We start from the raw sequence: 14,190 nt of genomic DNA, 5'->3' as shown, positions 1-14,190 counted from the left end.
TCGCTGCGTGGCCCTTCAGGGCGTCGCCAGACGCTGGCGGGTGTGTGCCAACAGTGCGCGGAACTCGGGCAATGGCAGCGGTTTGCTGAACAGGTAGCCCTGGTACAGGTGGCAGCCCTGTTGCGTGAGAAAATCCAGCTGCTGCTGTTGTTCGACACCTTCGGCAATGATCTCCAGGCCTAGGCTGCGCGCCATGGCGACGATGGCGCGGATGATTTCCGCGTCGTTGGTATCATTGGGGGCGTCGCGGACGAAGGATTGGTCGATCTTCAGCAGGTCCACCGGCAGGCGTTTGAGGTAGGTCAGCGAGGAGTAGCCGGTGCCAAAATCGTCCATGGCGAAGCTGACGCCGAGCTTCTTCAGGCGATTCATCTTGGCGATGGTGTCCTCGATGTTCTGGATGACGATGCCTTCGGTGATTTCCAGCTTGAGCATGGGTTTGGGCAAGGTGCTGCTGCGCAGGCTGCTTTCCACGCGCTCGACAAAGTCGTTGTGGCGGAACTGGCGGGGGCTGATGTTGACGCACAGGCTGAAGTTCTGCGCATCGATCAGCCCTTCTTCGAGCAGTTGCGCGCAGGCATGGCAGGCTTCGGCGAGCACCCAGCCGCCGACTTCGAGGATCAATCCGCTTTCTTCCAATACGTGGATGAACAGTGCTGGCGACTGTGGGCCAAGGGTTGGATGGAGCCAGCGCAGGAGTACCTCGGCGCCGATGATCTGGCCGGAGCGGGCATCTGCCTGGGCCTGGAAGTACAGCTCGAACTCACCGCGCGCCAGAGCCAGGTGCAGGTCATTTTCCAGGCGTAAACGCTCGCTGGCGGCTTCCTGCATGGTCCGGCGGAACAGCTGGACGGTATTGCGCCCGGAGTCCTTGGCGCGATAGAGGGCGATGTCGGCGCGTTTCAGCAGGTCGGCCGGGGTGGCGCCGTGGTCGGGGATCAGGGCGATGCCGATGCTCGGCGTGACCTGCAGGCGATGGCCGTCGATGAGCATGGGTTCGGCCAGCAACTTGCGCAGTTTTTCCGCGACCATGCGGGCCTGGCGGGTGACGGTCGAGCGATTGCCTTCGAGGCCGGAGAGCAGGATGACGAACTCGTCGCCGCCGAGGCGGGCGACGGTGTCTTCCAGGCGTATGCTGGCTTCCAGGCGGGCGGTAACCAGTTTGAGCACGGTATCGCCGACCGGGTGGCCGAGCGAGTCGTTGATGTGCTTGAAGTGGTCGAGATCGAGAAACAGCAGGGCGCCGCGCAGGTCGTGACGCTTGAGCAGGGCGATCTGCTGGGTCAGGCGGTCCATCAGGAGGGCGCGGTTGGGCAGGTTGGTCAGCGAGTCGTGGTAGGCCAAGTGCTGGATCTGCGCCTGGGCTTCCTTCAACAAGCTGATGTCGCGGGCGGTCAGCAGCAGGCAATCGAGACCGTCCAGGTCGATCGGCTCGACCGACACCTCCACCGTCTTGACACTGCCGTCACGGTGCTTGCCGAGCATCTCCCGGTGCGTCACCCGGCCGTCGCGCTGGAGCATTTCGAGCATCTCCTGGCGCTGCCTGGGCTCGGCCCAGATATTCAATTCCAGGGCCGAGTGACCGATGACCTCCTCGGCGTGGTAGCCGGTGAGGCGGTAGAAGCCTTCGTTGACCTCGATATAGCGGGCCGTATCGCGTTCGGTGATGGTGATGGCGTCGGGACTGGAGTGAAAGGCCTTGGCGAATTTTTCCTGGCTGGCCTTGAGTGCGGCCTCGGCGTGCAGGCGTTCGCCGACGTCGCGCAGGGTGCTGAGGATACACAGTTGGCGGTCGACCCGGATGAACCGGCTGGACACCATGCAGGTCAGTTCAGCGCCAGCCTTGGTGCGGTAGCGGGCTTGCTCGTTGTTCAGGCCCTGTTGCGCGGTGAGCTTGTTGTACAGGTGCAGGCGTTCGTCGCTGTCGGCCCAAAAGTTGGTCTCCGGGCCGCTGCGCCCGACGATCTCCTGCGGCGTCCAGCCGAAGACCTGGCTGAAGCTGTCGTTGATTTCGACGAATACGCCGTCGCGGATGCGCGACACACAGATAGGGTCGGGGCTGGCCTGGAACAGGGTGGCGAATTTCTCTTCCGAGGCGGACAGGCGTTGTTCGCGCTGTACCCGTTCGCTGATGTCGATGAGGATGCCGGCCATGCGCAAGGGTTGGCCTTGTTCGTCGCGATAGAGCTTGGCGGTACTCTCTAGGTAGTGCACCTCCTTGTTGCTGTAGATCGCCCGGTAGGTGACCTGGTAGTCCTGCCCAGTACCTTGCGTCAAGTCATGGTAGGTCTGACGCATGGTATGCCGGTCGTCCAGCGGCACATGGCTGAAGAACTCGCGAAAATCACCATGAAAGGGCGCTTGGCTCACACCGTGCAGCGTTGCGGCGCGGGCCGAGGCAAACAGCATGTTGCTCGGGATGTGCCAGTCCCAGGTGCCCAGGTCGGCCGACTCCAGGGCTAGGGTCAGGCGTTCCTGGCTGTTGTTCAGGGCCTGCTCCTGGGCACGCTGCTGGGTGATGTCGCGCACCGTCAGCACCAGGCAGGGGCGTCCGTCCAGCTCGATTTGTCCGCCGAACAACAGGTTGTCGCTGACACTGCCGTCACGGCTGTACAGGCGCACTTCCAACTCGTTCAGGCTGCCTTGGCGCAACGCCTCAAGCATCCGCTGGCGATCATTGGGGTCGGCCCAGATACCCAGTTGCAGCGAGGTGAGCCCCAGGGTTTCGTTACTTTTCCAGCCGAATTGCCGCTCGAAAGCCGGGTTGACCTCGACAAAGCGCCCGGTTTCCTTGTCGGTGATCACCACTGCGTCGGGGGTGTGGCGGAACGCCTGGGAGAATTTTTCCTCGCTGTTGCGCAGTGCGGCATCGATGCGCTGGCGTTCGCTGGTATCGAGAAAGGTACAGAGTAGAAAGGCTTGCCCCTCCAGTTCGATGTATTGGCTGGACATCACACCGTCGAGAATGCGCCCGTCGCGGGCCCGCATCTGCACTTCCTGGATGACCGGTTCGTGGCTGCTCGGCGCAGCGTGGCGCAGATAGTCGCGCTGCTGGTCATGCACCCAGAGATCCAGTTCGAGGGTCGAGCGGCCGATGACCTCGGCGGTCGGCCAGCCGAAGGTGCTGGCGAAATGCTGATTGGCCTCGGTGATCATGCTGTCAGCGAAACGCACCAGCAGAATCACGTCCGGGCTGAGGCGGAACAGATTGGTGAAGCGCTGCTCGGAGTTGCGCAGCGCCTGGGCGCGCTGCTGTTGGGCGCTGATGTCGCGGATGACGCCGAACATCTGTTGCTTGCCGTTGGAGTCGGTCTGCAAGCGGCCACTGATTTCCAGCCAGTGCAGGCTACCGTCCGGCCAGCGGATGCGATGCTGCAGGGGGTGGCTGCTTGGTACGCCGTCGAGCACGGCCTGGAACATCTGCAGTACAGCGCTGCGGTCTTCTTCCGGGATCAGTTCGATGTAGTTGATCCGGGTGCACAAGGGGCGGGTCGGGTCCAGGCCGAACAATGCTTGGGCGCCACGCGACCAACTGATCTGGCCGCTTGGCACATCCCAGTACCAGGCGCCCAGTTGCGCGCCGTTGAGTGCCGCCAGCAGGCGCGGGGCGTCGTTCCAGGTGTTCTCGAATACGGCTGGATCCAGGGCAGGAATGTGCGGCAGCGGTGGCCGGTTGTCACTGGCGTTGGCCATTGGCAGCCTTTTGGTTATGGGGTGAGCTGTGCTGGGGCGTGAGATGACAGCGGTGCAGGGTCATATAAAAGGGCCCTTTATAATTGTTATACGCCTCACGTTAGCCTTTGCGCAGGCGCCAGTGCAAACTTGTCGCGCTGGGCATCGAGCAACTGCATAAAAGCCCGTGCGGCATTCGATAGGGTGCGCTCGGTGTGCGAGATATAGCCGAGCTGTCGCGACAGCTGGATGCCGGGCAGCGGCAGACGGGCGACCTGTTCGTCGAGCATGGTGCGCGGCAAGACGCTCCAGGCCAGGCCGATGGAGACCATCATCTTGATAGTCTCCAGGTAGTTGGTGCTCATGGCGATATTCGGCGTCAACTCCTGGGCTTCGAACAGGCGCCGCACGATGTGGTGGGTAAAGGTATTGCCGCCCGGAAATACTGCCGGGTGGCGGGCTACGTCGGCCAGGCTGATTACGCCACTGCGTGCCAGCGGGTGTTCGGGCGCCGCAACGAAATCCAGCGGGTCGTCCCATACCGCTACCGCATGCACCGGCTCGCGGGTTTCCGGGCCAGGGTGATCACCGCCAGCTCGGCGCGCCCGTGGAGGACTTCTTCGTAGGCCACTTCGGAGTCGAGAAACTGGATGTCCAGCGCCACCTGCGGGTGCGCGCGGGTGAAGGCGCGCAGCAATGGCGGCAGGCGATGCAGGCCGATGTGATGGCTGGTGGCCAACGTCAGCCGGCCGCTGACCTCGCCGCTGAGGTTGTTCAGGGCGCGGCGGGTATCGTCCAGCACATTGAGAATCTGGTAGGCGCGTGGTAACAGGGCGCGGCCGGCCTCGGTCAGACTGACCTCGCGACCCAGGCGGTCGAACAGGCGCACATTCAATTGCTGCTCCAGGCTGGCGATGCGTTTGCTCACGGCCGGCTGGGTCAGGTACAGGCGTTCGGCGGCCTCGGAGAAGCTGCCAAGCTCGGCGATGGCGATAAAGGCATTGAGGGTGGCGAGTTCCATGGCAAAAGCTCCAGACGGTAGGCCTTACGCTGCAAGGGCCGCGCTGTGAGCCCGCGCTTGCAGCCTGAGGTTTATAGCCTATTGCTATTCCTGATAGGAATCCTTTGGATGAAAAATATGAATTTGAGTAATTCAATCCAAAGCCATAGGATCGCCCTATAAATACAGGGCTATTCGTCCTTGAATAGAAACACGCTGATGAGGGAATCGCTGATGGCCGGCAAAACGCTCTACGACAAGCTCTGGGAAATGCATGAGGTGAAGCGCCGTGACGATGGTTCGTCGCTGATCTACATCGACCGCCATATCCTCCACGAAGTGACCTCGCCGCAGGCCTTCGAAGGGCTGCGTCTGGCTGGGCGCAAGCCGTGGCGCATTGACGCCAACATCGCCACCCCGGATCACAATGTGCCGACCACCAAGGCCGAGCGCCAGGGCGGTCTGGAGTCCATCGCCGATGAAGTCTCGCGCATTCAGGTGCAGACCCTCGACGAGAACTGCGACGAGTTCGGCATCCTCGAGTTCAAGATGAACGACGTGCGTCAGGGCATCGTCCATGTGGTCGGCCCGGAGCAGGGCGCGACCTTGCCGGGCATGACCGTGGTCTGCGGCGACTCGCACACCTCGACCCACGGCGCCTTCGGCGCTTTGGCCCACGGCATCGGCACCTCCGAGGTCGAGCATGTACTGGCGACCCAGTGCCTGGTGGCGAAGAAGATGAAGAACATGCAGGTCCGCGTGGAGGGGCAGTTGCCCTTCGGCGTGACCGCCAAGGACATCGTCCTCGCGGTGATCGGCAAGATTGGCACCGCCGGCGGTAACGGCCATGCCCTGGAGTTCGCCGGCAGTGCGATCCGTGAGCTGTCGCTGGAAGGACGCATGACCATCTGCAACATGTCGATCGAGGCGGGCGCGCGCGTTGGAATGGTCGCGGTGGATGAGAAGACCATCGCCTATGTCGACGGTCGCCCGTTCGCACCCAAGGGGCGGATTGGGACAAGGCGGTCGCCGAATGGCAAGACCTGGTGTCCGACGCCGATGCGCATTTCGATAAAATCGTCGAGTTGCGTGCCGAGGACATCAAGCCGCAAGTCAGTTGGGGAACTTCGCCGGAAATGGTCCTGGCCGTTGACCAGCGCGTGCCGGACCCGGCGGTCGAGGCCGATCCGGTCAAGCGCGACTCCATCGTCCGTGCCCTCAAGTACATGGGTCTGAGTGCCAATCAGGCGATTACCGATATTCAACTCGATCGGGTATTCATCGGCTCCTGCACCAACTCGCGTATCGAAGACCTGCGCGCCGCCGCCGCCGTGGCCAAGGGGCGCAAGGTTGCCGCGACCATCAAGCAGGCGATGGTGGTGCCAGGCTCCGGCCTGGTCAAAGCCCAGGCTGAGCAAGAGGGTCTGGATCAGGTCTTTATCGCGGCTGGCTTCGAATGGCGCGAGCCAGGCTGCTCCATGTGCCTGGCGATGAACCCGGACAAACTCGGCAGTGGCGAGCATTGCGCGTCCACCTCCAACCGCAACTTCGAAGGTCGTCAGGGCGCCGGTGGACGTACCCACCTGGTCAGCCCGGCCATGGCGGCGGCGGCGGCGGTGACCGGCCACTTTATCGATGTGCGTGAATTGATCCAGGCCTGAGGAGTCCGAATATGAGAGCTTTTACTCAACACACAGGCTTGGTTGCGCCACTCGAACGCGCCAACGTCGACACCGATCAGATCATTCCCAAGCAGTTCTTGAAGTCGATCAAGCGCAGCGGCTTCGGCCCCAACCTGTTCGATGAGTGGCGCTACTTGGATATCGGTCAGCCCAATCAGGACAGCTCCAAGCGCCCGCTGAACCCGGATTTCGTGCTGAATTTTCCGCGTTACCAGGGCGCCAGCGTGCTGCTGGCGCGGGAGAACTTCGGTTGCGGCTCGAGTCGCGAACACGCCCCCTGGGCGCTGGAAGAATACGGTTTTCGCGCGATCATCGCGCCGAGCTTTGCCGATATCTTCTACAACAACAGCTTCAAGAACGGCTTGCTGCCGATCATTCTCGACGAGTGCGATGTCGATGAGCTGTTTCAGCAGAGCGAAGCCTGCGAAGGCTACCAACTGACTGTCGACCTGGGCGCGCAAACGGTGACTCGTCCGGATGGCAAGCAGTACCGCTTCGACGTCGACGCCTTCCGCAAGCATTGCCTGTTCAACGGTCTGGACGATATCGGCCTGACCCTGCAGGACGCCGAGGCGATCCGCTCGTTCGAGGTCGGTTATCGGCAGAACCAGCCCTGGCTGTTCCGCGACGCCTGAGAGGTTGTGATGAGCGACAAGCTCCATGTGCAAGTGGTACAGCGCCAGTTCGGCGAGCAGGCCAGCGCCTACCTGAGCAGCACGGTGCATGCCCAAGGCGTCGAGTTCGCCTTGCTCCAGGCCGAACTTGACGGGCATGGCGATGCGCGCGTGCTCGATCTTGGCTGTGGCGCCGGGCATGTGAGCTTCCACGTCGCGCCGCTGGTCGCCGAGGTGGTGGCCTACGACCTTTCCGAGCAGATGCTCGCTGTGGTGGCCAGTGCCGCTGCGCAACGTGGCCTGGACAATGTGCGCAGCGAACGCGGGGCGGCCGAACACCTGCCCTTTGCCGATGGCAGTTTCGATTTCGTCTTCAGCCGTTACTCGGCGCATCACTGGAGTGATCTTGGGCTCGCCCTGCGCGAAGTGCGGCGGGTCTTGAAGCCCGGCGGTGTGGCGTGTTTCATCGATGTGACGTCTCCTGGAAGGCCGTTGCTGGACACCTATCTGCAGGCCGTCGAGGTGCTGCGCGATACCAGTCATGTGCGCGATTACTCCGCCGCCGAATGGCTGCAGCAGGTGAGCGAGGCGGGCCTGTATCCACGCAGCCATGTTCGCCAGCGCCTGCGCCTGGAGTTCGCCTCCTGGGTCGAGCGCATGCGTACACCCGAGGTTTTCCGCGAGGCGATCCTGGCCTTGCAGAAGTCGGTAGGCGCTGAAGTGCGCGAATATTTTGAAGTGGCCGCTGACGGTTCCTTCAGCACCGATGTCGTGGTGTTGTGGGCCGAGCGCTGAGAATTGCTGGCGCATTGGCGCCTAACGAGAGGATTGCATGAGCAAACAGATTTTGATTCTACCCGGCGACGGTATCGGCCCGGAAATCATGGCCGAGGCGGTCAAGGTGCTGCAGCTGGCCAACGACAAGTTCGACCTGGGCTTGGAGCTGTCGTTCGACCAGATGGGCGGCGCCGCCTATGAGCAATACGGCGTGCCCTTGGCCGATGAGACCCTGGCGCGCGCCCGCGCCGCCGATGCGATCCTGCTCGGCGCGGTGGGTGGGCCCCAGTGGGATGCCATCGATCCGGCCCTGCGTCCCGAGCGCGGCCTGCTGAAGATCCGTTCGCAACTGGGTCTGTTCGCCAACCTGCGTCCGGCCATCCTCTATCCGCAGTTGGCCGATGCTTCGTCGCTGAAGCCTGAAGTGGTCGCCGGTCTGAACATCCTGATCGTGCGTGAGCTGACTGGCGGCATCTACTTCGGCAGCCCGCGTGAATCCCGCGTGCTGGAGAATGGCGAGCGCATGGCGTTCGACACCCTGCCGTACAGCGAGAGCGAGATCCGCCGGATTGCCCAGGTCGGCTTCGACATGGCCCGTGTGCGCGGCAGCAAGCTGTGCTCGGTGGACAAGGCCAACGTACTGGCCTCCAGCCAGCTGTGGCGCACCGTGGTCGAGGAAGTGGCCAAGGATTACCCGGATGTCGAACTCAGCCACATGTACGTCGATAATGCGGCGATGCAGCTGGTGCGCGCGCCCAAGCAGTTCGATGTGATGGTCACCGACAACATGTTCGGCGACATTCTGTCGGATGAGGCTTCCATGCTCACCGGTTCTATCGGCATGCTGCCGTCTGCCTCGCTGGATGCCTACAACAAGGGCATGTACGAGCCGTGCCATGGTTCGGCGCCGGACATTGCCGGGCAGGGTATCGCCAATCCCCTGGCGACCATCCTCTCGGTCTCCATGATGTTGCGCTACAGCTTCAGCCAGAACCAGGCCGCCGATGCCATCGAGCAGGCCGTCAGCAAGGTGCTGGATCAAGGCCTGCGCACTGGCGACATCCATTCCGTAGGTACGACCAAGGTCGGCACTGCGGCCATGGGTGATGCGGTAGTCGAGGCGTTGCGTAGTCTGTAATCTTCTAGGCTCTCCGGAGAGTTTCCGGCGGTCTGTTCATATAGGTGTAGTGGTTATGAAACGTGTAGGTCTGATCGGTTGGCGTGGCATGGTCGGCTCCGTGCTGATGCAGCGCATGCTGGAAGAGCAGGATTTCGACTTGATCGAGCCGGTATTCTTCACCACCTCCAATGTGGGTGGCCAGGGTCCGGCCATCGGCAAGGACATCGCCTCGCTGAAGGATGCCTACAGCATCGAGGAGTTGAAGAGCCTGGACGTGATCCTCACCTGTCAGGGTGGCGACTACACCAGTGAAGTCTTCCCCAAACTGCGTGAAGCCGGTTGGCAGGGCTACTGGATCGATGCCGCATCCTCACTGCGCATGGCCGATGACGCGGTGATCGTGCTGGATCCGGTCAACCGCAAGGTGATCGATCAGCAGCTGGATGCCGGGGCCAAGAACTACATCGGCGGCAACTGCACCGTCAGTCTGATGCTGATGGCCTTGGGCGGCCTCTATGAAGCCGGTCTGGTCGAGTGGATGAGCGCCATGACCTATCAGGCCGCGAGCGGTGCCGGCGCGCAGAACATGCGTGAGCTGATCAAACAGATGGGCGCGATCCACGGCTCGGTCGCCGATGAACTGGCCGATCCGGCCAGCGCCATCCTGGATATCGACCGCAAGGTGGCCGAGGCCATGCGCGGCGAGTCCTTCCCGGTGGATAACTTCGGTGTGCCGCTGGCCGGTAGCCTGATTCCTTACATCGACAAGGAGCTGCCGAACGGCCAGAGCCGTGAAGAGTGGAAGGCCCAGGCGGAGACCAACAAGATTCTCGGTCGCTTCAAGAACCCGATTCCAGTGGACGGCCTCTGTGTGCGCATCGGCGCCATGCGCTGCCACAGCCAGGCGTTGACCATCAAGCTGAACAAGGACGTGCCGCTGTCCGACATCGAGGGTCTGATCAGTCAGCACAACCCTTGGGTCAAAGTGGTGCCGAATCAGCGTGAAGCCAGTATCCGTGAGCTTGGGCCAACTGCCGTTACCGGCACCCTGAGTGTACCGGTCGGGCGTCTGCGCAAGCTGAACATGGGCTCGCAGTACCTGGGCGCCTTCACGGTAGGCGACCAGCTGCTGTGGGGCGCCGCTGAGCCGCTGCGCCGCATGTTGCGGATTCTGCTGGAGCGTTGATAACGTCTGTAGTGAGTTTTGCCTGAGCATGCTCAGTTGTAATGAATAGGAGCCAGCTGAGTCGATGATCGAGGTATTGAGCGATCATCGGCGTAGCTGGCTCCTTTGCATTTGTGGGGCTGCGCTATACAGTGCGGTGCTTAACTAGTCAGAAGCCTGTCCATGACCCGTACCTTTGATATTGCCGTGATCGGTGCCACCGGTAGTGTTGGCGAAACCCTCGTGCAACTGCTCGAAGAGCGCGATTTCCCCGTGGCCAATCTGCACCTGCTGGCCAGCGGCGAGTCGGCCGGGCGTTCTCTGTCTTTCAAAGGCAAGAATCTGCGGGTGCGAACCCTGGAGGCCTTCGATTTCTCCAGCGTCGGCCTGGTTTTCTTTGCCGCCAGTGAGGCGATTACCCGCAGCTATGCGCCCAAGGCGCATGCGGCCGGTTGTACGCTGATCGATCTGGCCGCCGCGTTGCCGTCCGAGCAAGCGCCTCGCGTTGTGCCTGAAGTAAACCCGCAGGTCTTGAAAACCCTCAGCGCCCCCTATCAATTGACCAGCCCGAGTCCCTCGGCGATTGCCGTGGCAGTGGTGCTGGCCGCTCTGCGCGAGCAGATCGATGTGCTGCGTGTGGCGGTCACCGCTTGTCTGGCTGTTTCCAGTCGTGGCCGTGAAGGGGTGTCCGAGTTGGCGCGGCAAACCGCTGAGCTGCTTAACGGTCGCTCATTCGAGCCACAGTTGTTCGACCGGCAAGTTGCATTTAATCTGCTGGCTCAAGTGGATGCGCCGGATAGCGACGGCCATGGTGCTTTGGAAAAGCGCTTGGCCACTGAGCTCAAAGAGTTGTTTGCTCGGCCACAGCTAAAAGTCTCGGCAACGTGTATTCAGGCGCCGGTGTTCTTTGGCGACAGCCTCAGTGTGTCGCTGCAGGCAGATGCTGCTGTCGATCTGCCGGCGATTTGTACGGCTTTGCAGGCATGTGCCGCCCTGGAGTACGTCGAGCCAGGCGATTATCCGACGGCTGTAGGCGATGCAGTCGGTCAGGATGTGCTGTATGTAGGCCGCGTTCGTGGTGGGCAGGATGACCCAGCTGAGCTCAATTTGTGGATTGCGTCTGATAATGTGAGGAAAGGCGCCGCCTTGAACGCTGTGCAATTGGCTGAGTTGTTGATAAAACACTATCTGTAAAAGATACTTAGCTAGAAATCTGAATAAACTTTCGAGCTTAGCAACATTGGCTGAGTTGGTTGCTGAATGGGGAGCCACCTTCGGGTGGATGCAGGCAGCAGCTCTCAAGACCCTCTCGGATATCGAGAAAAAAGATAAAACAAGGGATAACGCTATGGTTCGGGTTCGCAAACTGGTGCTGGCAATCGCAGCTGCTTCGGCACTGTCCTCCGGTATGGCGCACGCGCTGGGGCTGGGTGAAGTGACCCTGCAGTCGGCGCTGAATCAGCCATTGGTGGCTGAGATCGAATTGCTGGAGGTGCGCGATCTGGCGTCCAGCGAGTTGCTGCCGAATCTGGCGTCCCCTGAAGAGTTCACCAGGGCTGGGGTCGATCGCCAGTACTTTCTGACTGACCTCAAGTTCACTCCGGTACTCAAGCCGAATGGCAAGAGCGTCATTCGCGTGACCTCAAGCAAGCCGGTACGTGAGCCTTACCTGAATTTCCTGGTCGAGGTGCTGTGGCCCAATGGCCGCCTGTTGCGCGAATACACGTTGCTGCTCGATCCACCTCTTTACTCGCCGCAAACCGCTGCCGCCGCTGCGCCACAGCTGCCAGTAGCTGCTCCAGCACCACGCCCGCTAGCCGCTCCCATTCAGCGTTCCGCCCCGCCAGCCAGTGCTCCGGTAGCGCGTGCGCCAGTCGCCGCGCCAAGTGCCCTGCAAGGCAGTGAATACAAGACCACCGCCAATGACACTCTGTGGGAAATTGCCCAGCGTGTGCGCGGTGGCGGCAGCGTGCATCAAACCATGCTGGCCATTCAGGATCTGAATCCTGATGCCTTTATCGGTGGCAATATCAATCGCCTCAAGAAAGGCCAGGTGTTGCGTCTACCCGAAGAGCAGCAGATCAAAAGCCGTGCCCAGACCGAAGCCGTGGCCCAGGTTGCTGAGCAGAATGCGGCCTGGCGCGAGGGGCGCAGCGTCGCTGCCAGCGCCCGCCAGTTGGATGCGACCAGGCGCAGTGTCGCTGGTGCCGCACCGGCCGAGGCCAAAACTCAGGACAGCCTGAAGCTGCTTTCCGCCGATAGCGGCAAGGCCGCCAGTGGCAGTGACGCAGGTGCTGCCGACAGCAAGGCACTGAGCGACAAATTGGCGGTGACCCAGGAAGGCCTGGATTCCACTCGCCGCGAGAACGAAGAGCTGAAAGGGCGCATGAGTGACCTGCAAGGTCAGCTCGAAAAATTGCAGCGTTTGATTCAACTGAAAGATGATCAGTTGGCCAAGCTGCAGGCGGATCTAGCCGCGCAAGGGCAGGCTCCTGCCTTGGAAGCCCCGGCCTTGGCGGCAGTACCTGCAGCTGCGCCGGTTGCCCCTGCTGCAGCCGAAGCTCCCGACTTTAACTACAGCGAGGAACCCGCGGCGCCAGCTGCTGAGCCCCAGCAGCCGGACGCTCAGCCTGCTGTAGCCGTTGAGCCTGCCGCGGCGCCCGTCGCCGAGGCGGCGCCAGCTCCGGTGGTAAAAGCTGCTGCGCCAGTGGCTCCGGCCAAACCTGTTGAACAGCCGCCACAACTCAGCGCTCTCGATGATCTGCTTGCCAATCCTATGCTTCTCGGGATTGCCGCTGGTGGCGCTTCGCTCTTGCTGCTGATCGGGTTGATGATGTTGTCGCGCCGCAACGCATTGAAAGAAGCCGAGTTGCAAGAAAGTCTGGCCGCCGAGAGCCGTGGCAATGATTTTGATAGCGATATGGAGCTGCCGGCCGACAGCTTCCCCGATGACCTTCTCGACAGCGCCGACAGCGCCGACAGCGCTGAACCAGGCGATGAGCGTGTGATTGCGCAGACCAACGATGCGTTGGGCGAGGCAGACATCTATATCGCCTATGGTCGCTTCAATCAGGCCGCCGAGTTGCTGCAAAATGCCATCAACGATGAGCCGCAACGCAGTGACCTGCGTCTCAAGTTGATGGAGGTTTATGCCGAGCTGGGTGATCGCGATGGTTTCGCCCGCCAGGAAAGCGAATTGCGCGAAATAGGCGGTGCCGCCGCCGAGGTCGATCAATTGAAAGGCAAGTATCCGGCAATAGCCGTTATTGCCGGCGCTGGTGTGGCTGCCAGCGCCTTGGCCGATGATGATTTTTCCAGCTTCAGTCTGGATGATCTGAGCCTGGATGAGCCTGATCGGCCGGCCGCAGCGGTAGATGACCTGGATGATGCCTTCGATCTGAGTCTGGATGATCTCGAATCCGACCTTGAAGCCGATCTTGAGCGTGAGCTGCATGCTCCTGGCACCGATGCTTTACTGACCGACTGGGACAGCCTGTCATTGGCTAGTGATCTGGATTTGACTGCCCCGGCCGAGTCGCAGGCGGATAAAGACGATGACCTGGAATTCGATCTGAGCCTTGACGATGAGTCCGCCGATAGCGTGGAGTTGGAGGGGGAGCTGGCGGATTTCAGTCTGGAGTTGGATGCCGAGAGCAAGCCGGCAGCAGCCGAGGCCGAAGACGATGAGTTTCTGTTGAGCCTGGACGACGAGCTGACTGCCGAGCCAGCTGCTGATGAGCTGGCCGGGTTGAGTCTCGACCTGCCGAGCGAATCCGAGGGTGACGATTTCGATCTGTCCGACGATTTCGATCTGTCGCTAAGCACTGACGCTCCGGTTCAGCCCAACAGCGATAGTTTCGCTGCCCAGCTCGATGAAGTGACCGCGGAGCTGGATCAGTTCTCGGAGAGTCTGGATCAGCCCGCCGACTTGACTCAGCCTGCACCTGTCGCTGCGCTGCAAGGAATGGATCTGGATGGCGATGATGATTTCGATTTCCTCTCGGGCACCGATGAAACGGCGACCAAGCTCGACCTGGCGCGCGCCTACATCGATATGGGCGATACCGAGGGTGCGCGTGACATCCTCGATGAAGTGATCGCCGAAGGTAACGATGATCAGCAGCAGGAAGCGCGTGAGCTGGTCACTAACTTGGTTTGAT

Annotated in this window: 7 protein-coding genes and 2 pseudogenes; 7 read left to right on the top strand and 2 right to left on the bottom strand. The window is 61.6% G+C overall.

All coding sequences use genetic code 11. The annotated features are described in order from the left end of the window. Positions 1-15 precede the first annotated feature (15 nt). Positions 16-3,693 (bottom strand): PAS domain S-box protein, encoded by a 3,678-nt coding sequence (locus B2D37_RS10345; protein ID WP_079202603.1) that lies wholly within the window; start codon positions 3,691-3,693, stop codon positions 16-18. A 95-nt stretch (positions 3,694-3,788) separates the two neighbouring features. Then, positions 3,789-4,693, bottom strand: a pseudogene (locus tag B2D37_RS10340) (LysR family transcriptional regulator). Between the two features lie 213 nt (positions 4,694-4,906). Here B2D37_RS10340 and leuC point away from each other — a divergent pair. From leuC to B2D37_RS10305, 7 genes and pseudogenes are all read left to right on the top strand, one after another. Next, positions 4,907-6,333: pseudogene (leuC, locus tag B2D37_RS10335) on the top strand (3-isopropylmalate dehydratase large subunit). 11 nt (positions 6,334-6,344) lie between these two features. Beyond that, entirely contained in the window at positions 6,345-6,989 is a 645-nt protein-coding gene (gene leuD, locus B2D37_RS10330) for a 3-isopropylmalate dehydratase small subunit (RefSeq protein WP_079202602.1), read from the top strand. Positions 6,990-6,998: 9 nt separating this feature from the next. Beyond that, a complete protein-coding gene (locus B2D37_RS10325) occupies positions 6,999-7,763 on the top strand; it encodes a class I SAM-dependent methyltransferase (RefSeq protein ID WP_079202601.1) in 765 nt (254 codons plus the stop codon). Positions 7,764-7,800: 37 nt separating this feature from the next. Beyond that, positions 7,801-8,883 carry a 3-isopropylmalate dehydrogenase gene (gene leuB, locus B2D37_RS10320; protein WP_079202600.1) on the top strand — a complete coding sequence of 361 codons (1,083 nt, stop codon included), beginning with the start codon at positions 7,801-7,803 and terminating at the stop codon, positions 8,881-8,883. 55 nt (positions 8,884-8,938) lie between these two features. Beyond that, positions 8,939-10,051: an aspartate-semialdehyde dehydrogenase gene (gene asd / locus B2D37_RS10315; protein ID WP_079202599.1), complete on the top strand. Its 1,113-nt coding sequence runs from the start codon at positions 8,939-8,941 to the stop codon at positions 10,049-10,051. 162 nt (positions 10,052-10,213) lie between these two features. Next, positions 10,214-11,224, top strand: coding sequence for an aspartate-semialdehyde dehydrogenase (locus tag B2D37_RS10310; protein ID WP_079202598.1), 1,011 nt, complete (start codon positions 10,214-10,216; stop codon positions 11,222-11,224). A 154-nt stretch (positions 11,225-11,378) separates the two neighbouring features. Further along, complete coding sequence (locus B2D37_RS10305) at positions 11,379-14,189, top strand: FimV/HubP family polar landmark protein (RefSeq protein WP_079202597.1); 2,811 nt, start codon at positions 11,379-11,381, stop codon at positions 14,187-14,189. Position 14,190 lies beyond the last annotated feature (1 nt).

Source organism: Pseudomonas sp. CC6-YY-74 (assembly GCF_002025205.1).
GTDB lineage: Bacteria > Pseudomonadota > Gammaproteobacteria > Pseudomonadales > Pseudomonadaceae > Aquipseudomonas > Aquipseudomonas paeninsulae.
The sequence above is the reverse complement of the archived record's forward strand: the minus strand, read 5'-3'. Positions and strand labels throughout refer to the sequence as shown.

Excerpts from the sequence above, each read along its gene's own strand:
- B2D37_RS10305 (WP_079202597.1), top strand. The coding sequence starts at position 11,379 with ATGGTTCGGGTTCGCAAACTGGTGCTGGCAATCGCAGCTGCTTCGGCA.
- leuB (WP_079202600.1), top strand. The coding sequence starts at position 7,801 with ATGAGCAAACAGATTTTGATTCTACCCGGCGACGGTATCGGCCCGGAA.
- leuD (WP_079202602.1), top strand. The coding sequence starts at position 6,345 with ATGAGAGCTTTTACTCAACACACAGGCTTGGTTGCGCCACTCGAACGC.
- B2D37_RS10310 (WP_079202598.1), top strand. The coding sequence starts at position 10,214 with ATGACCCGTACCTTTGATATTGCCGTGATCGGTGCCACCGGTAGTGTT.
- asd (WP_079202599.1), top strand. The coding sequence starts at position 8,939 with ATGAAACGTGTAGGTCTGATCGGTTGGCGTGGCATGGTCGGCTCCGTG.
- B2D37_RS10345 (WP_079202603.1), bottom strand. The coding sequence starts at position 3,693 with ATGGCCAACGCCAGTGACAACCGGCCACCGCTGCCGCACATTCCTGCC.
- B2D37_RS10325 (WP_079202601.1), top strand. The coding sequence starts at position 6,999 with ATGAGCGACAAGCTCCATGTGCAAGTGGTACAGCGCCAGTTCGGCGAG.